19 protein-coding genes are annotated in these 17,113 nt (G+C 72.2%); 10 read left to right on the top strand and 9 right to left on the bottom strand.

Annotated features, from left to right (window positions below; all coding sequences use genetic code 11):
* Positions 1-148: 148 nt before the first annotated feature.
* Together OOZ19_RS23565 and OOZ19_RS23570 are read left to right on the top strand one after the other, a co-directional pair.
* Positions 149-1,456, top strand: coding sequence for a magnesium transporter MgtE N-terminal domain-containing protein (locus tag OOZ19_RS23565; RefSeq protein ID WP_266092339.1), 1,308 nt, complete (start codon positions 149-151; stop codon positions 1,454-1,456).
* Positions 1,449-1,982 carry a DUF1003 domain-containing protein gene (locus tag OOZ19_RS23570; protein WP_266092340.1) on the top strand — a complete coding sequence of 178 codons (534 nt, stop codon included), beginning with the start codon at positions 1,449-1,451 and terminating at the stop codon, positions 1,980-1,982. Before OOZ19_RS23565 ends, OOZ19_RS23570 begins: the two co-directional genes overlap by 8 nt.
* A 79-nt stretch (positions 1,983-2,061) precedes the next feature.
* On the opposite strand, the gene OOZ19_RS23575 is transcribed toward OOZ19_RS23570, so the two are convergent.
* The gene (locus OOZ19_RS23575) at positions 2,062-2,553 is read right to left on the bottom strand and encodes a MarR family winged helix-turn-helix transcriptional regulator (protein WP_184476983.1); all 492 of its coding nucleotides are present in this window, start codon (positions 2,551-2,553) and stop codon (positions 2,062-2,064) included.
* A gap of 274 nt (positions 2,554-2,827) precedes the next feature.
* Here OOZ19_RS23575 and OOZ19_RS23580 point away from each other — a divergent pair, with 274 nt between their 5' ends.
* Positions 2,828-3,967: an Mrp/NBP35 family ATP-binding protein gene (locus tag OOZ19_RS23580; protein WP_266092341.1), complete on the top strand. Its 1,140-nt coding sequence runs from the start codon at positions 2,828-2,830 to the stop codon at positions 3,965-3,967.
* A gap of 92 nt (positions 3,968-4,059) precedes the next feature.
* On the opposite strand, the gene OOZ19_RS23585 is transcribed toward OOZ19_RS23580, so the two are convergent.
* Positions 4,060-4,677 (bottom strand): O-methyltransferase, encoded by a 618-nt coding sequence (locus OOZ19_RS23585; protein ID WP_266092342.1) that lies wholly within the window; start codon positions 4,675-4,677, stop codon positions 4,060-4,062.
* A gap of 335 nt (positions 4,678-5,012) precedes the next feature.
* On the opposite strand from OOZ19_RS23585, the gene sigE reads away from it, so the two are divergent.
* The 4 genes from sigE to tatB all read left to right on the top strand — a co-directional run bounded on the left by sigE (position 5,013) and on the right by tatB (position 8,816).
* Positions 5,013-5,600: an RNA polymerase sigma factor SigE gene (sigE, locus tag OOZ19_RS23590; RefSeq protein ID WP_266092417.1), complete on the top strand. Its 588-nt coding sequence runs from the start codon at positions 5,013-5,015 to the stop codon at positions 5,598-5,600.
* Positions 5,597-6,322 carry a zf-HC2 domain-containing protein gene (locus tag OOZ19_RS23595; RefSeq protein ID WP_266092343.1) on the top strand — a complete coding sequence of 242 codons (726 nt, stop codon included), beginning with the start codon at positions 5,597-5,599 and terminating at the stop codon, positions 6,320-6,322. The genes sigE and OOZ19_RS23595 overlap by 4 nt, the downstream gene beginning before the upstream one ends.
* 173 nt (positions 6,323-6,495) lie before the next feature.
* Positions 6,496-8,322: a trypsin-like peptidase domain-containing protein gene (locus OOZ19_RS23600; protein WP_266092344.1), complete on the top strand. Its 1,827-nt coding sequence runs from the start codon at positions 6,496-6,498 to the stop codon at positions 8,320-8,322.
* 101 nt (positions 8,323-8,423) lie between these two features.
* Positions 8,424-8,816: a Sec-independent protein translocase protein TatB gene (gene tatB / locus OOZ19_RS23605; protein WP_266092345.1), complete on the top strand. Its 393-nt coding sequence runs from the start codon at positions 8,424-8,426 to the stop codon at positions 8,814-8,816.
* Here tatB and OOZ19_RS23610 read toward each other — a convergent pair.
* Positions 8,795-10,024: an MFS transporter gene (locus OOZ19_RS23610; RefSeq protein ID WP_266092346.1), complete on the bottom strand. Its 1,230-nt coding sequence runs from the start codon at positions 10,022-10,024 to the stop codon at positions 8,795-8,797. The genes tatB and OOZ19_RS23610 overlap by 22 nt on opposite strands.
* A 63-nt stretch (positions 10,025-10,087) precedes the next feature.
* Here OOZ19_RS23610 and OOZ19_RS23615 point away from each other — a divergent pair, with 63 nt between their 5' ends.
* Positions 10,088-11,008 carry a LysR family transcriptional regulator gene (locus OOZ19_RS23615; protein ID WP_266092347.1) on the top strand — a complete coding sequence of 307 codons (921 nt, stop codon included), beginning with the start codon at positions 10,088-10,090 and terminating at the stop codon, positions 11,006-11,008.
* A gap of 76 nt (positions 11,009-11,084) precedes the next feature.
* On the opposite strand, the gene OOZ19_RS23620 is transcribed toward OOZ19_RS23615, so the two are convergent.
* Positions 11,085-12,662, bottom strand: a complete 1,578-nt coding sequence (locus OOZ19_RS23620; RefSeq protein WP_266092348.1) for a leucyl aminopeptidase family protein — start codon at positions 12,660-12,662, stop codon at positions 11,085-11,087.
* A 130-nt stretch (positions 12,663-12,792) separates the two neighbouring features.
* The gene (locus tag OOZ19_RS23625) at positions 12,793-12,960 is read right to left on the bottom strand and encodes a DUF3117 domain-containing protein (RefSeq protein ID WP_184476971.1); all 168 of its coding nucleotides are present in this window, start codon (positions 12,958-12,960) and stop codon (positions 12,793-12,795) included.
* Positions 12,961-13,335: 375 nt separating this feature from the next.
* Here OOZ19_RS23625 and OOZ19_RS23630 point away from each other — a divergent pair, with 375 nt between their 5' ends.
* Positions 13,336-14,124 (top strand): enoyl-CoA hydratase-related protein, encoded by a 789-nt coding sequence (locus OOZ19_RS23630; protein ID WP_266092349.1) that lies wholly within the window; start codon positions 13,336-13,338, stop codon positions 14,122-14,124.
* Between the two features lie 48 nt (positions 14,125-14,172).
* On the opposite strand, the gene OOZ19_RS23635 is transcribed toward OOZ19_RS23630, so the two are convergent.
* The 3 genes from OOZ19_RS23635 to OOZ19_RS23645 all read right to left on the bottom strand — a co-directional run bounded on the left by OOZ19_RS23635 (position 14,173) and on the right by OOZ19_RS23645 (position 15,428).
* Positions 14,173-14,628, bottom strand: a complete 456-nt coding sequence (locus tag OOZ19_RS23635) for an SRPBCC family protein (RefSeq protein WP_266092350.1) — start codon at positions 14,626-14,628, stop codon at positions 14,173-14,175.
* 5 nt (positions 14,629-14,633) lie between these two features.
* Positions 14,634-14,975, bottom strand: a complete 342-nt coding sequence (locus OOZ19_RS23640) for a DivIVA domain-containing protein (RefSeq protein ID WP_266092351.1) — start codon at positions 14,973-14,975, stop codon at positions 14,634-14,636.
* 102 nt (positions 14,976-15,077) lie between these two features.
* A complete protein-coding gene (locus OOZ19_RS23645) occupies positions 15,078-15,428 on the bottom strand; it encodes a PadR family transcriptional regulator (protein ID WP_266092352.1) in 351 nt (116 codons plus the stop codon).
* Positions 15,429-15,766: 338 nt separating this feature from the next.
* Here OOZ19_RS23645 and OOZ19_RS23650 point away from each other — a divergent pair, with 338 nt between their 5' ends.
* Positions 15,767-16,135: a hypothetical protein gene (locus tag OOZ19_RS23650; protein ID WP_266092353.1), complete on the top strand. Its 369-nt coding sequence runs from the start codon at positions 15,767-15,769 to the stop codon at positions 16,133-16,135.
* 12 nt (positions 16,136-16,147) lie between these two features.
* Here the strand turns inward: OOZ19_RS23650 and folP are convergent, their stop codons facing one another.
* Positions 16,148-17,026, bottom strand: a complete 879-nt coding sequence (gene folP, locus OOZ19_RS23655) for a dihydropteroate synthase (protein WP_266092354.1) — start codon at positions 17,024-17,026, stop codon at positions 16,148-16,150.
* Positions 17,027-17,113 lie beyond the last annotated feature (87 nt).

A 17,113-nucleotide genomic window follows, 5' to 3' on the forward strand; every position in this document is an offset into this window, starting at 1 on the left:
CTGCGGGATCTTTTTCCCGAGTGGCTCCGCCACGAGGGAAAAAGCTGTCCTCGCGAGGAAGCCGCTGAGGTTCCGCCACCCGACCACCAAAGCAAACCGCCCCCCAGGAACCCTGCTCCAATACCCACCGCCGACTAGCCTGATCAGCGTGGCAGCGACCAGGGTTTACGCGGCACGAGTCGCCGGGCTCGCCGTGTTCGGACCGGACGGCGAGTCCATCGGCAAGGTCCGCGACGTCGTCGCCGGGCTGAGCACCGCGCACCAGCCGCCGCGGGTGCTCGGCATCGTGATGGAGATGGCGGCGCGGCGGCGGATCTTCGTGCCGATGCTCCGGGTCGTGCGCTTCGAACCCAACGCGGTCACCCTCGCCACCGGCTCGGTCAACACCCGGCAGTTCCACCAGCGCCCCAACGAGGTCCTGGTGCTCGGTCAGCTCCTCGACGCGAAGGTCACCGTCGCCGCCTCAGGCGCGTCCGCGGTGCTGGTCGACGCCGCTTTGGAGCAGACCCGCACCCGCGATTGGCGGATCAGCAGGCTCGCGGTGCGCGAGCGGACCGGGCGGCTCGCCCGCCGCGGGCCCGTGCAGGTGCTGGAGTGGGACCAGATCACGGGGCTCGCCGCGGCCGAGCTCACCGACCGGCCGCAGGGCGTGGAGCAGCTGCTGGCGCTGCTGGACACGATGCGCGCCGTCGACGTGGCCAGCACCCTGCACGAATTGCCCGCCAAGCGCCGCTACGAGGTGGCCGAGGCGCTCGACGACGAACGGCTCGCCGACGTCGTCGAGGAACTCCCGGAGGACGACCAGAAGGACCTGATCGGTCACCTCGGCGAGGACCGGGCCGCCGACGTGCTGGAGGCGATGAGCCCCGACGACGCCGCCGACCTGCTCGCCGAACTCCCCGAAGTGGACAAGAACCGGCTGCTGGAGCTCATGGAGCCCGCCGAGTCCGCCCCGGTCAAGCGACTGCTGGAGTACTCCTCGGACACGGCGGGCGGGTTGATGACGCCCGAACCCGTCGTCGTCGGGCCGGACGCCACCATCGCCGAGGCGCTCGCGATGGTCCGCAATCCCGAGCTGCCGGTCGCGCTCTCCAGCATGGTCTTCGTCTGCCGCCCGCCGTCGGCCACGCCCACCGGCCGCTACCTCGGCTGCGTGCACATCCAGCGGCTGCTGCGGGAACCGCCGTCGACGCTGGTCGCGGGGGCGCTGGACACCAGCCTGGCGAGCCTGCCGCCGACGGCCGCGCTGGCCGAGGTGACCCGCTACTTCGCCGCTTACAACTTGGTGTGCGGCCCGGTCCTCGACGACGAGGAGCACCTCATCGGCGCGGTCACCGTGGACGACGTGCTCGACCACCTGCTCCCGGAGAACTGGCGGGAGAGCGGCTTGCCCGACCGGGACGACCGGCCGGGCGCGCACTCCCCGGACGCACCGAAAGCGAGCGACGATGCCTGAACTGCTCTCCCGGCGGCGGCTGGACCAGCCCCGGATGCCCCGCCGGTTCACCGTGGACTTCGACCCCGAGCTGTTCGGCCAAGTCTCCGAACGCGTCGCCCGCTTCCTCGGCACCGGGAAGTTCCTGTTCTGGATGACGGTGTTCGTGATCAGTTGGATCGGGATGAACCTGTTCGCGGTGGGGCTGCGGTGGGACCCGTACCCGTTCATCCTGCTCAACCTCGCGTTCTCCACCCAGGCCTCCTACGCGGCGCCGCTGATCCTGCTCGCGCAGAACAGGCAGGACGACCGCGACCGGGTCTCGCTCGAGGAGGACCGGGCGCGCGCCGAGCAGACGAAGGCCGACACCGAGTACCTGGCGCGGGAGCTCGCCGCGCTGCGGCTGGCCGTCGGCGAGGTCGCCACCCGCGACTACCTGCGGGTCGAGCTGGACCGGCTGCGCGACGAGCTGCCCGGCACGGAGAGCGCGGTCGCGCGCCGACGGCGCCAGGGTTCCGCTGACGGCCACGAGGACGGCCGCCGCTGAGGAGCGCGAGGGCGCTTCGCCCGTCGCGTGCAGGCTCGGGCGGAAGTTAAATCGGATTATCGGCGTGCGGCTTCGAGGCTCAGGCTTGGGCGCGTTGGCCCGGCGGTGCCGGGACCCCGCCCGCGGCGAGCTTTTCGCAGGTGCGGGCGAACTCTTCGAGCTCGCGCGGCTCGGTCACCGAAAGGAAGTACTGGGTCACTCCACCGAGGTGCGTGCTGGATGCGGTGCGCAACCGGCCCTCGCCGGCCTCGGTGATCACTGCGAGTACTCCCCTGCCGTCCGAATCGACCCGGACGCGACTGACCAGACCGATCCGCTCCAACCGGTCGACCAGCCGGGTCACCCCGGACCTGGACAGCAGCACGGTGTCCGCGAGCTCGGTCATGCGCAGCCTGCGCTCCGGCGCCTCGAACAGCGCGTGCAGCACGTCGTAGGCGGCCAGCGTCAGCCGCTGCTCGGCGATCAGATCCCCTTCCAGGCAGCGCGTGACGCGGGCATGCGCACGCAGGAAGGTCCGATAGGCCAGCAGCTCGCCACGAGTGGGTAATCGATCAAGACCCGTCTCGGTCACGATGAGTGATACTACGGAGGGCAGTCACACGATTGCGAAGCGCCCCCGGATTTCACAATGCGAGCACGTCGGACCCGGTGCTTGGAATAATCCAGCGCACAGGCCCGTGCAACCCGCTTCCGGACACCCGCTCCGCACCCTGCACCGACTCCCCCGCCGTCACCCGCTGCGCACCTCGCCTGCGATTCCGGGGCTACCGGCCCGTAACATCGCGGGTCGGTCCGTAGCATCGAGGGCAAGCACAGCCGCAGGAAGGGTCGGTGTCACCGCAACCGTGACCAGCACGCACTCCGCTCCCACGGAAGAGGCCGTTCGCCAGGCCCTCACCAAGGTCGAGGACCCGGAGATCCACAAGCCGATCACCGAGCTCGGCATGGTCAAAGCCGTGACGATCGGCGAAGAAGGCCAGGTCACCGTCGAGGTGTACCTGACGGTGCAGGGCTGCCCCATGAAGGAGACGATCACCCAGCGGGTCGACTCCGCGGTCAGTGCCGTCGACGGCGTCCGGGCCGTCACCGTCGAGCTCGACGTGATGAGCGACGAGCAGCGCTCCGAACTCCGCAAGAAGCTGCGCGGCAACTCCGAGGAACCGCGCATCCCGTTCGCCGAACCCGGCTCGATGACGCGGGTGTACTGCGTGGCCTCCGGCAAGGGCGGCGTCGGCAAGTCCAGCGTCACGGTGAACCTCGCCGCCTCGATGGCCCAGCGCGGCCTGTCGGTCGGCGTCGTCGACGCCGACATCTACGGCCACTCGGTGCCCCGCATGCTCGGCTCCAGCGGCAAGCCCACCCAGGTCGAGAAGATGATCCTGCCGCCGCAGGCGCACGGCGTGAAGGTCATCTCCATCGGCATGTTCACCCCCGGCAACACGCCGGTCGTGTGGCGCGGGCCGATGCTGCACCGCGCGCTGCAGCAGTTCCTCTCCGACGTGTTCTGGGGCGACCTGGACGTGCTGCTGCTGGACCTGCCGCCCGGCACCGGCGACATCGCGCTGTCCACCGCCCAGCTCATCCCGAACGCGGAGATCCTGGTCGTGACCACCCCGCAGCAGGCCGCCGCCGAGGTCGCCGAGCGCGCGGGCGCCATCGCGATGCAGACCCGGCAGCGGCTGGCGGGCGTCGTGGAGAACATGTCCTGGATGGAGCTGCCCGACGGCCAGCGCATGGAGGTCTTCGGCAGCGGCGGCGGCCAGATCGTGGCCGACTCGCTGAGCCGCGCGGTGGGCGCGGAGGTCCCGCTGCTGGGCCAGGTGCCGCTGGACACCCGGCTGCGCGAGGCCGGCGACAGCGGAACCCCGCTGGTCATCGAGGCTCCGGACTCCCCGGCGGCCCAGGTGCTCAACGACGTGGCGAAGCGCCTGTCGACCCGTGCCCGCGGGCTGTCCGGTCAGCTGCTGTCCGTCTCCCCCGCCTGAGCCGCTTCCGCCGCCACGAGGCGGTCCCGGCGCCGACCGGGACCGCTCGTGGGGGCATCAGGTGAGCACGGCACCGCGGCGAGGTGCGGTCGTCAGGTGCGCGCGATGGCCAGCAGTCCGTCGCCGACGGGCAGCGCCACCGGCACCAGCGACTCGTCGGCCCGCACTGCCCTGATCAGCTCCCGCACCGCCTGCGCGCGCGGCTCCTGGTGCTGGGCCGCGTCGACCGGACCGGCGAACACGATCGCTCCGCCGGGCCGCAGCAGCGGCGCGCCGAGCTCCAGGAACATCGGGTAGCGGCCGGGCATGGCGTCGACGAACACCAGGTCGTAGGCGTCCTCGGTGAGCTTCGGCAGCACCCGCTCGGCCAACCCGGCGATGAACCGAGTGCGACCCCGCGCCACGCCCTGGGCGGCCAGCGCCTCGCGCGCGATGTGCTGGGCCGACGCGTCGACGTCGATCGAGGTCAGCACGCCGTCCGGCACCATGCCGCTGAGCAGCCAGCTCGCCGAGGCGCCCGTGCCGGAGCCCACCTCGACGACGGATTTGGCGCGCAGCACGGTCGCCAGGAACCGCAGCGCGGCCCCGACGGACGCATCGATGGTGTCGTGCGCAGGGTCGGCCACGGGCCCGATGGATCCGCGGGCGTCGCCGAGCATGCTGCCCGGCCGGTCCAGCGGACCGGTGCCGATCGACGTCTCGGGTATCACGAGTCGCAAGATTATCTTCGCGGACGGGTTCGGTTGCCCCGTTTCGGCACATCGTTAGACGCCTGTTTCCGTGAACCCGCCGGTCTTGCGCCGATCAGGTGAAAGTCAGGTTCTCAGGCTGCTCTCAGCGCCCTTTCATCCGTCCCTCACGAGCGCGCGCGAGAGTGGGGAGCGAATCGAGGGCGGACCACGTCCTCAGCGATAGCGGCGGCACCGCGGAACACGCTCCGCACCACCCGTTTCGGACCTCCACCGGGAACAAAGCGGCGGGCGGGTTCGTTCCCCTTGTGCACCAGCCGCAGGAGGTGGCTCCACGTCCGATGCCAACACAGTCGATGAGTCCGGCCGTTCGAGCCGACCAGCACACCGTCGCCGCCGCACCCGTCTCGGATGCGGAGTGGACGCCGCCGTCCTGGGACGAGGTCGTCCGCGAGCACGCCGACCGGGTTTACCGGCTCGCGTACCGGCTCAGCGGCAACCAGCACGACGCCGAGGACCTCACGCAGGAAACGTTCATCCGCGTATTCCGCTCGCTGGCGTCCTACAAGCCGGGGACGTTCGAGGGCTGGCTGCACCGGATCACCACGAACCTCTTCCTCGACATGGCCCGGCGCCGTTCGCGACTGCGGATGGAAGGCCTGCCCGAGGACACCGACCGGCTGCCGAGCACCGGCCCGAGCCCGGAGCAGGTGTTCTACGAGACGCACCTGGACCCGGACCTGCAGGCCGCGCTGGACGAGGTGCCGCCGGAGTTCCGAGCGGCCGTCGTGCTCTGCGACGTCGAAGGACTCTCCTACGAGGAGATCGGAACCACCCTCGGGGTGAAGCTCGGTACTGTGCGCAGCAGGATCCACCGCGGCAGGCAGATGTTGAAGGCCACGTTGGAAGCTCGGCGAGAACAGGTTCAGGAGGAGTCGGCATGACGGCTCGGCGAGGGTGGGGGCTGTCCGAACAGCACCTCGCACTGGACGCGCTCGTGGCATTCGTGGACGGAGAGCTCACCGCCAGCGCCCACGACCGCGCGGCCTCCCACCTCGCCCGGTGTCCGGCCTGCGCGGCGGACGCCGCGGCTCAGCGGCAAGCGCGCACGGCGGTGCGGTCCGCACCCGTCCCGTCCGTCTCGGCGGGCCTGCTCCAGGCGCTCCAGGCGATACCGTCGAGCGCTGAGCTCCCCGCCCAGCCCGACGGGCTGGCGCTGACCGAGGACGGGCAGCTCGTCGCGGTCAATCCCGGAGCGCGGCCCGGCCGGTTCGGTTCCGGAGCCGCCCTCGGCTCCACCACTCCGCTCGGCGGCGGGCAGCAGCCGATGGGGACCAGCACTCCGCTCGGAGCGACGTCGCCGGACCAGCGCGCCGGTCGCGGCAGGCGGACGGGCGCGGGTGTGGTGTTCTCCGGGCTGGTGCTCGGCGCCCTGGCCCTGGTGAGCGTTCCGGACGAGCAGCTCCCGCCGACCGACGCGGGCCCGATGCCGCACCCCGGTGAGGCCTACGACTCCGCGATGATCCCGGCCTCCGCCCGGCTGAGCGAGCCGCCGCGAGAAGCGCCGGTCCCGACACCGCCGTCCGAGTCGGCGGCCTTCCCCACCTCGGGTACCCCGGCGGTGCCGTCGAGCTCACCGCTGATCTCGGCCTCCGTCCAGCCCTGAACCAGCCGCCCCCGGGAAAATCCGGTGCGCGAGCGGGCACCTACGCGGACTTCACCTGATGCTGGGCAGGATGTGCGGTGGACGCCCACCACCGGTACCGGTGCGCGGGACGCCACCTTCATGTGATCCACTCGCATGCCGATGTGTCGACGACTTCGCAGGTCCGGGGAGCGATGAGCGAGCAACCGAGGAAACCCGCGCAGGGATCCGACCCGGTGCGGCCTGATCGAACCCGTCCGCACGGCGACCAGGACCGCGCCTTCCCCACCGGCGGCACGCCGCACGACCAGGCGGCGCTGCACCCGTGGCAGCAGGGCTCCGCAGCGCCCGCGCGCGGGGTTCCAGCCGAGGACTTCCAGCGACCTGGTGCCAGCGGCGAACGACCGGTGGCGCGGTCCGGCAACGGGCCTTCCGAGCCGCACGGGACCGGCCCCTGGGCTTCCCCGCCGCCGAACCCCGCCCCGGCAGGACCCGCCGGACCGGGGCAGGCCCAGCCGACGCCGCCCGCCGCCGCTCAGCAGGACGACCCGCAACGGCTCGGGGCACGCCCGACGCAGCGCCCCGACGTCGACCCCGCGCAGGCCCGGACCTTCAGCAGGCCGAGCGGCGTGTCCGGCAGCTTCCACCCCGACGCCTCCCGGCAGCCGGCCTCGGGCGTCGAGCAGGCACCGCCACCGCCGGACGCGCTGACCAAGGCGTTCGGCCGCCCCCAGGGCACGCCCGATTCGCTGCAGCGCGAACCCGGCGAGACCCCGCCCGCGACCACCCCCGAGCAGCCCGCGACGTTCTGGAACGACCGCGGCGACCGGGACCCGTGGCGCAACCCCTCGGCGAGTTCCGTCATCGGGCCGCCCGCGCTGCCCGAGGAGACCGCCGAACCCGACGTCGAACCCGGCCCCGGCCCGCTGCTGAGCGCCCGCGAGGTCCTGTTCGGCCGCCGGGTGCGCCCCCGCTCGCTCGCCGCGCTCGCCGGAGTCGCGGTGCTGCTGGCCGGTGTCGGCGGCTTCGTCGGCCGCATCACCGCCGAGGAGGGCAACCCGCTGACCAACCCGGACGTGACGCTGGCCGAGGTCGAACCCGGCATGGAACGCCCCAGTGGCGGCGTCGCGGGCGTGGCCCACCGCATCGTGCCCGCCGTGGTCTCGGTGGAGGTGCACGTCGGCGCGCAGGGCGGCAGCGGCTCCGGCGTGGTGATCGACGGCAACGGCTACATCGTCACCAACAACCACGTCGTGTCGATGGCCGCGGACACCCCGGGCGCCAGGGTGTCGACGGTGTTCAGCGACGGCAGCCGGGTGCCCGCCCGGATCGTGGGGCGGGACGTGAAGACCGACCTCGCGGTGATCAAGGTCGAGGTGGCCAACCCGACCGTCGCTCAGCTGGGACGCTCCGCGGATCTGGCCGTGGGCGACCAGGTGATCGCCGTGGGCTCCCCGCTCGGACTGGCGAGCACCGTGACCACGGGCATCGTCAGCTCGGTGCACCGGCCGGTGCGGCTGGCCGGGGAAGGCACCGACACCAACGCGGTGGTCGACGCGATCCAGACCGACGCGGCGATCAACCCCGGCAACTCCGGGGGCGCGCTGGTCGACGGCAACGGAGCGGTGGTCGGCATCAACAGCGGCATCCGCACCATCGGCTCCGGTGGTGAGGGCGGCTCGATCGGCCTCGGCTTCGCCATCCCCATCGACGACGTGCGGCGCATCTCGCAGGAGCTGATCCGCGGCGGCAAGGCCGTGCACGCCGACCTCGGGGTGAACGCCAAGTCCGTCAACGACGGCACGACCGACGGCGCCCAGGTGCTCAACGTGCGGGACAACGGTTCCGCCGCCGCGGCGGGCATCGCCGAAGGCGACGTGATCATCCGGGTGGGCGACCGCGAGGTCAGCACCGCGGACGAGCTCGTGGTGGCCGTGGACCGGTATCCCGTGGGCCGGACGGTTCCGGTGACCGTGGTGCGCCAGGGCCGTGAGCTGGTGTTGGACGTGGCGCTGCGCTGAATGCGCATCCAGTTGGGAAAGTGGCGTTTCCGCAAGGTCCGTCCGGGTGGGTAGGCTGGCGGAGCGCGACGCGCACGGCATGGAGTGAAAGGTGATCCGAGGTGTTCGACAGCATCGGCTGGGGTGAGATCCTGGTCCTCATCGTCGCCGGTCTGTTCATCCTCGGACCGGACCGGTTGCCGGAGGGCGCGGCGTGGCTGGGCCGCACGATTCGCCAGGTCAAGGAGTACGCGACGGGTGCGCGCGACCAGCTGCGCTCCGAGCTGGGCCCGGAGTTCGACGACCTCCGCAAGCCGCTCGAAGACCTGCGCGGCATCCGCGACTTCAACCCGCGGACCGCGGTGACCAAGCACCTGCTGGACGGCGAGAACCCGCTGAACCCTCCGCTGAACGGCAACAACGGCAACGGCAACGGGTCCACGCCCGCCCCGCCCAAACCGCAGTCGCCGCTCGCTCCGGGTGAACGGCCGCCTTACGATTCGGACGCCACCTGAGCCTCGGGCTCCGGCGCGACCGCGCCTCCCACCGGCCGGGCTCGCCGGTTGCGCAGCACCGCCACCCCGGCGAGAGCCAGCCAGCAACCGAGCACGGCGGTCATGCCCGCCCAGCCCCACGCCGCGTAGGCCACCCCGCCGAGCACCCCGCCGACGCTGCTGCCGCCGTAGTAGGCGAGCTGGTACATCGCGGAGGCCTGCCCCCGCGCCGAGGGTGACGCGAGCAGCCCGACCCAGCCGCTGGCCACCGAGTGCGCCGCGAAGAACCCACCGGTGAACACCACCAGCCCGGCCAAGATCACCACCAGGTTCCCGGCCAGCATCAGCAGCAGCCCCAGCACCGCCGTGCCCAGTCCGATCAGCAGCACCGGACGTCGTCCCCAGCGGTCCGCGAGCCGCCCGGCCAGCGCCGAGGTGACCGTGCCCGCCGCGTAGGCCAGGAACGCCAGGGCGGCCAACGCGGGAGGCACCGACAGCGGCGGCTCGATGAGCCGGAAGCCGAGCACGTTGTAGACCGCCACGAACGACCCCATGCCCAGCGCCGCGACCAGGAACGGGGGCCGCAGGCCCGGATCGGCCGCGGCGGCGCGCACCCCGGTCAGCAGCGGTTTCCAGCGCAGTTCCTGCCGCCGCTGGTGGCGCTCCTGCGGCAGCAGGAGGACGAAGGCGACCGTGCAGATCCCGGCGAGGACGGCGACCGCCGCCAGTCCGCCGGTCCAGCCCGCGAAGTCACCGGCGACGCCGCCGAGCAACCGCCCGGACATGCCTCCGACGGTGGTGCCCGCGACGTAGAGGCCCATCGTGGTGCCGAGGTCGCGACCGCCGGTCTCGTCGGCGAGGTAGGCGGCGGCGACGGCCGCGATGCCCGCCACCGCGGCTCCCTGCACCAGCCGCAGCGCCACCAGCAGCGGGAAGTCCGCCACGAAGGGCAGCAGCAGCCCGATGGCCTCGGCCAGCAGCAACGACGACACCATGATCCGCCGCCTGCCGAACACCTCGGACAGGGTGCCAAGCGGGATCGCGGCCACCGCCAGGCCCAGCGTGCCCGCGGAGACCAGCAGCGCCACGGTGCCGGGGGCGAGCGCGAACGATTCGGCGAACTGCGGCAGCACCGGCTGCGGCGCGTACAGCAACGCGAACAAGGCCAGGGCGCCTGCCAGCAGTGCGAGCCGGATGCGCCGGATCCGGTTCAGGTCATCGGTGAGCACGTCGGCGACGGTAAGCAACGCTAACTAATGCGTCCAATTCACCGAACACCGACAATTCATGCCGTGACGCATGAATCAGACCGGCCGCTGGACGCCGCCCAGCTCACCGCGGATCTGGCCCCGACGCTGAACCTGCTGCGCACCGTCGCGGCGGAGGGGCATCTCACACGGGCGGCCGACCGCCTCGGCATCCCGCAACCCACCGTGAGCCGCACCCTCGCCCGGCTCGCCGACCGCCTCGGCACCGAGATCGTGACGCGCGACGGGCGCGGGGTTCGGCTCACCCGCACCGGGGCGAAGCTGGCAACCGCCGCCGACGACGCCTACCGCGAACTGGCCGATCGGTGCCGCGAAGTGGTCGAGGAACTCGATCCGAACCGGGGCCGGGTGGCTCTCGGCTTCCAGCACACCATGGGCGGCGCCCTCGTTCCCGAGCTCATCAGGGGCTTCCGAACCGACCATCCCGGAGTGCGGTTCCGACTGGTGCAAGGTGCGCGCGACGATCTGCTGACCGGGGCGCGGGACGGCCGGATCGATCTCTGCCTGGTTTCGCCGATGCCGTCCGGCCCGGATTGGGAGGCGACCCCGGTGGCGCGCGACGAGCTGGTCGCGGTCGTGCCCACCGGCCACCGCCTCGCCGGGCGCAGCACCAGCGTCCGGCTGGCCGACCTGGCGGGTGAGGACTTCGCGCTGCTGAGCTCCGGCTACGGGCTGCGGCGCATCGTCACCGAACTGGCCGACGCCGCCGGCGTCGCGCTGCGGCCCGCCTGGGAAGGCGAGGAGGTCGACACCGTGCGCGGACTGGTCGCGGCAGGTCTCGGCGTCACCGTGCTGCCCAGGGCGCTCGGCGGCGCCGTGGCGGGCACCGCGGAGATCTCGTTGAGCCCGGCCGCGCACCGCACCGTCGGCATCGCCTGGCCGGCCCACCGCACCCCGCCGCCCGCCGTACACGCCTTCCGCGAGCACGCGATCTCCCGGCGATGACCACGACCACCGGCCGGATGCGCGTGATCCCGCGGCGGATCACGTCCGCCGCGGGATCACCAGGAGAACAGCGGTGTCACTCGGCCAGCGAGGCGGCGAGCTCCACGAGGGTCCTGGCAGCGAATCCCGTCGCGCCCGGGACCACGTCGTCGTAGGCCTTGTCCGCGCGTCCCGGCCCGGCGATGTCCAGGTGCGCCCACGGCACGGCGCCGACGAACTCGCGCAGGAACAACGCGGCCGTGATGCCGCCCGGTCCTTGCGGCGCCTGACGCACGTCGGCGAGCTCGCCCTGCACGTCCGCGGCGTGGTCCTCCAGCAGCGGCATCCGCCACCAGGACTCGCCGACGCGCTCCCCGGCCTCGCGCAGCGCGCGCTCCAGCTTCTCGTCGGTGGCGAACAGCCCACCGGTGCGCAGCCCCAGCGCGACCTTCATCGCACCGGTCAGCGTGGCGACGTCGACGATGAAGTCCGGCTCGTGTCGCTGTACCGCGTAGGCCAGCGCGTCCGCGAGCACCATGCGGCCTTCGGCGTCGGTGTTGGCGACCTCGGTGGTCTTGCCGCCGTAGTGCCGCACCACGTCGCCCGGCCGGTAGCTGCTGCCGGAGACGTGGTTCTCCGCGGACGGCACCAACGCCGTCACGCGCACCGGCAACCGCAGCCGGGCGATGGACAGCAGTGCGCTGAGCACCGCGCCGCCGCCGGCCATGTCGGTGCGCATCAAGTGCATTCCGTCAGCGGGCTTGATCGAGATCCCGCCGGTGTCGAACGTGATCCCCTTGCCCACCAGCACCAGGTGCGGGCCGGACTTCACGCCCTCCGGCCGCCAGGTCAGCTCCAGCAGCCGCGGCGGGCTCACCGAGCCGCCGCCGACCGCGAGCACACCGCCGAAGCCCTTGTCCGCCAACCACTTCTCATCGCGGACCGTCGCCGTGACACCCGGCAGCGGTCCCGCGAGCTCGGTGCCCGCACCGGCGAGCCACACCGGGTTCTTCACGTTCGAGGGAGCGTTGGCCAGGTCCCTGGCCAACGAGGTCGCCGCGGCCCACTCGTGCGCGCGGGCAGCCGCCGCGCGCAGCTCCGCCGGGTCGACCCCGTCGGGCACCACCAGTAATGCCTTGCGCATCCGCGGCGCGGCCGGTTCGGCCGACACCCGGAACCGGTAGTCGCCCAGCGACAACCCGAGCGTCAACGCCGAGACCAGCTCGGCATCGGCGTCCGCGGGCAACCGCACCTGGACGTACTCCGCTTCCGCCGCGTCGCCGAGGTCCGCCGGGTCGGCGTCCTCATCCGCGATTCCCTCGCCGAGCCGGGCGCGCGCCGCCCGCGCGATCGACGCGCCGATCGAGCGCCACCGGCCGACGCCGGAACCGGCACCGACCACCCAGCCGAAACGGCCGTCCGGCAGCGGAACCGTGCGCACATCGCCCACGGTGGCCGTCACGCCCAGCGCCTCCAGCAGCGAGGGATCCACGCCCCACGGTTCGGCAGCCGCGGCCAGGTCAGGCCCGGAGGCCCCGTCGAACACCGGCACCGCCGCCGGAACGCCGTCCCGCCACCGCGAGACCACGTCCACTTCGACCAGTGCCGTCGGGATCACCGGGAGCACCGCGTGCTCCGGGGTCCGCGACGAGCCGAACACCGAGGAATCGGACACGGATTGAAATCCTTCCCGCACTCAAAAGAAAAGGCCGTCTCGGCCACTCCACGGATACCGGCCCCGGCATCTACCTCGGATGCCAGGGCCGGCGACGATCGGGTGCACGCCGATCGCTTGCGCAGCGGCCTCAGCCGGTGACAGATTCCAGGGCCTCGCCCAGGTTCGTTGCCTCCTCCACCGACATCTCGACGACGAGCCGCCCACCGCCCTCAAGGGGGACGCGCATTACGATTCCGCGACCCTCCTTCGTCACCTCGAGGGGACCGTCACCGGTCCGGGGCTTCATGGCCGCCATAGCGTGCTCCCTCCGTGAACTCTTCCCACCCGCTGATCGCCCACAATCAGTCGGGTCCGATCCCATTCTCCCCCATCCGGACGCAGCCGCGAAACCGAACCGATCAACTCGTGTCGCTCTTGCGCTGGTCGAATACCGGCGCCGGGTGGCAGACTCAGCCGTCGTGCGGGCATGTTCGGGACTTTTCGGCTCTCAGCACGGCCATTCGTGCGAGTGTCGTGCTGCCATTGCGGCATTTCCGGTCGACCGTCCCATCAGGACCGTTCCCGAGATGCGCACCGTCATCGCGCCGGCACTCCCCGTGCGCAGTCCACTGTGGATGCGCTGGTCAGGGTGCCCGCGGCCCGCACACCTCAAGCGACGAAAGGGCGAGAAGTGTCGGATGTACTGCTGACCCAGGCCACCGGTGGCGTGCGGCTGATCACGCTGAACCGGCCGGAGTCGTTCAACGCGCTCAACGTGGAGCTCAAGCTCGCGCTGACCGCGGCGCTGCGCGAAGCCGCGGCCGACGACGCGGTGCGGGCGGTGGTGGTCACTGGTGCGGGACGTTCCTTCTGCGCGGGCCAGGACCTCAAAGAGCACATCGCGATGCTGGAGTCGGACGATCCCACGCCACTGCGGACGGTCGAGGAGCACTACAACCCGTTGATCCGCGCGGTGGCGACCATGCCGAAGCCGATCATCGCCGCGGTCAACGGCAGCGCCGCGGGCGCGGGCGCTTCGCTGGCGTTCGCCTGCGACCTGCGCATCGCCGCCGAGGACGCGAAGTTCCTGATGGCCTTCGCCAACGTGGGCCTGTCCTCGGATTCCGGCGCGTCCTGGACGCTGCCGCGCCTGATCGGCTACGGACGGGCGATGGAGCTGATGCTGCTGGCGGAGCCGGTCGCGGCCGAAGAGGGCCTGCGCATCGGCATGGTCAACAGGGTGGTGGACGCGGGCCACGCCACCGAGGCGGCGATGGAACTCGCGGGACGCATGGCCACCGGCCCCACCAGCGCCTACGCGCGGATCAAGGAGACGATGCGCGCCGCCGCGGCGGAGGGGCTCGACGAGGCCCTCGACGTGGAGGCGGGCGCGCAGATCGAGGCGGGCCAGACCGCCGATCACCGCGAAGCGGTGGCGGCCTTCGTCGCGAAGCGCACGCCGAACTTCACCGGTCACTGAGCCTTCCAGGGCCGTTCGCTCCGCTCGACGGCGGCGAACGGCCCTCGCTCACCGCGCGAGAGCCGGATACCTCGAGCAGAACTCGGCGAACCGGTCCAGCGACCGCCGCAGCCCCCAGGTGAAGGCGGGCCGCAGCACCGGCCACATCACGCCGGCCCCGGCGGGCGTCGCCAGGTCCTCCCACCACACGAACGTCGACTCGTCCGACTCGCCGCGCGCGATCACCCGGAAGCCGCCCTCACCGGAGACCAGCGCCCCCGTGTGGCGCACCCGGCAGCACAGCGGCGCCCGCATCTCGATGATCTCCATCGTGTCCAGGAAGCCGACCCCGCGCAGTCCGGTGAACGCGGCCAGCGTCGTACCGCGGCCACCGTCGCCGCTGACCACGTGCACCGTGGTGCCCAGCATCCACTCGCCTTGCCGCGACCAGTCCGTCGCCGCCGCCCACACCTGCTCCGGCGCGGCGCGCACCGGTACCTCCAGCCGAAGCTGCGCGTTGCCCACCCGACTCACTCCTCCCGGTCCACCGCCCGGGCCCGCTGCAGCTGCTCGCCGGCGATGTCCAGCTGCCGCTGCAGGACGGCGACCTGGCCGCGCAGGTCGTCGACCTCGTTGGCCAGCCGCTCCAGCGCCCAGTCCACCTCGGCAGCCTTATACCCGCGCACGACCTGTTGAAACCGCAGCGAGCGCACATCGGCGCCTTCGACGTCGACGGCGGGCAATCTGGTCGGCGTCGCGCCCGGCGGTAGCGCCTCCAGCTGCTCCCCCCGCCCGAAGACCAGGGCAGCGAGCAGGTAGATCACCGCGGCGACCACGAGCACGACGAACAGGTAGATCAGCGCACTAGCCACGCTCCGATCGTGGCACGGCGCCCGCGCTCCGCGGCAGCAGACCTCGATGTGCGCGGGCTCGGTCCGGTCGCGCGCGACGCGTCACCCGTCCGTGCGCGAGCGTCAGGTCTTGGCGGAGGCCTGGGACGGAATGATCTTGCCTTCGAGCACGCCTTCGATGGCCGAGGTGAACTCCCGCCACGCCCGGCGCTCCGAGTGCAGCGTCTCCACTCCGGACTGGGTGAGGCGGTAGGTCCGGCGTTGCCTGCCACCGACCGTGCTCCACGCGCTGCTCACGTAGCCCGCGCGCTCCAACCGGCGCAACGCGGGGTAGACGGTGCCCGTCGGCAGGTCCAGTGCACCACCGCTGCGCTGCTGCAACGCCTCGATGATCGCGTAGCCGTGCAGCTGTCTGCCATCGAGCGTGGCGAGCAGCAGGGCATCAAGGTGGCCGCGGAGCGCATCAGCCTTCACAGGTAGCGACTCTACGGTCATTTGCCACCACTGTCACCGTCCGGACACAAGGGGCCGTTGGTCCTTTCCCGATTCTCCCAGGCGTGAATTGGATCACTCACCCACGTGGCGGGCGACTCCCTCGGACGAATGCCGCGCCGATGAGCCGAAGAGGTGGCGCGGGAGATCGCGGTTCGTGATCGACGGCGGCGAGCCACGGCCCCGTTCGTGGGGCATTGCTCGGCCGAACGAGTGGATCGATTCACAAGCGACTCATCGTGGCGACTCCGCGGCCCACACTGCGGATCACCAGGCGCGCCCCAGCGGGCGCGTGCCGACGCGGAGGCACGGAGGTCGGCGTGCGCGACGACAGCGAACGACACGCTCCCGGTTCGATCGACGACCGGGAGGTCGTCCTGCCGTCTCCCAGAAGCCAGCCCGACGCCGACTCGGCGCCGCAGAGCACCCCGTTCGTCCGGTCCAGCCTCGACGACCTGCGCGTGCGCATCGCCGCGCTGGTCGAGGCGGTGCACCACCTGCCCGCCACCGGGCTGGAGCTCGACGAGGCGCAGTGGCGCATCGACGAACTCGCCCAGGAGATCAACCGCCCGTATCCGAGCGGGCCGCGGGTGCGGTCCCGCTGGCTGCGGCTCGCACCGCTGCTGCGCGAGCTCGATGCGGCGCTGCCGGTGGCCGCGACCGGCCGCATGATCGACGACGCCTTCTGACCTCCGGGCCGGTCAGGCCAGGGCGCGCAGCACGTGGCTCGGCGGACGGGTCCCGGCGACGGCGGCGACCATGTCCACCACCCGCCGGGTCGCCGCGACTTGGTGCGCGCGGAACACGCGCGCACCGGACCAGGCCGCGATGGCGGTCGCCGCCAGCGTGCCCTCCAGCCGCTCGGACACTTCGACGTCGAGGGTCTCGCCGATGAAGTCCTTGTTCGACAACGCCATCAGGACCGGCCACCCGGTGTCGACGAGCTCACCGATGCGGCGGACCAGCTCCAGCCCGTGCCAGGTGTTCTTGCCGAAGTCGTGCGTCGGGTCGATCAGCACCCCGGCGCGCGGCACCCCGAGCGAGACGGCGAGCTCGGCGCGTTCCACCAGTTCCGCGGCGACCTGCGCGACCACGTCCGGGTAGCGCACCCGGTAGGGGTCGGTGCGCGGCGGCAGCCCTCCGGTGTGCGAGCACACGACGCCCACGCCGAACTCGGCGGCGACCCGCGCCACCTCCGGGTCCGCCCCGGCCCAGGTGTCGTTGAGCAGGTCGGCGCCCGCCTCGCACACCCGCCTGGCGACCTCGCCGCGCCAGGTGTCGACGCTGATGACCAGCTCGGGGTGCCGTTCCCGGACCGCGGCGACGAACGGCACCACCCGGCGGGACTCCTCGTCGGTGTCCACCCGTTCGCCCTGCGCTCCGGCGCGGACGCCGCCGATGTCGACGATGTCGGCGCCGTCCTCGACCGCGGCGTCCACGGCGGCCAGCGCGGCCTCGGCGGCGAACGTGGCGCCGCGGTCGAAGAACGAGTCGCGGGTGCGGTTGACGATGGCCATGACCAGCGCGCGATCCGCGGCCACGTCCTTGTCACCGAACCGCATCGCGGGCTGAGACGTCATGCCCCCGATCCTGGCACGCCGCACATCGGCCCTGAACGCCTTCCCGCCTGCCGGCGGCGAAGCCGATGAGCAGCGGCCACGCGCGTC

Source organism: Saccharopolyspora sp. NFXS83, from assembly GCF_026241095.1.
Lineage (GTDB): Bacteria > Actinomycetota > Actinomycetes > Mycobacteriales > Pseudonocardiaceae > Saccharopolyspora_C.

Excerpts from the sequence above, each read along its gene's own strand:
- OOZ19_RS23570 (WP_266092340.1), top strand. The coding sequence starts at position 1,449 with ATGCCTGAACTGCTCTCCCGGCGGCGGCTGGACCAGCCCCGGATGCCC.
- sigE (WP_266092417.1), top strand. The coding sequence starts at position 5,013 with ATGAGTCCGGCCGTTCGAGCCGACCAGCACACCGTCGCCGCCGCACCC.
- OOZ19_RS23595 (WP_266092343.1), top strand. The coding sequence starts at position 5,597 with ATGACGGCTCGGCGAGGGTGGGGGCTGTCCGAACAGCACCTCGCACTG.
- OOZ19_RS23600 (WP_266092344.1), top strand. The coding sequence starts at position 6,496 with ATGAGCGAGCAACCGAGGAAACCCGCGCAGGGATCCGACCCGGTGCGG.
- OOZ19_RS23625 (WP_184476971.1), bottom strand. The coding sequence starts at position 12,960 with ATGGCGGCCATGAAGCCCCGGACCGGTGACGGTCCCCTCGAGGTGACG.
- folP (WP_266092354.1), bottom strand. The coding sequence starts at position 17,026 with ATGACGTCTCAGCCCGCGATGCGGTTCGGTGACAAGGACGTGGCCGCG.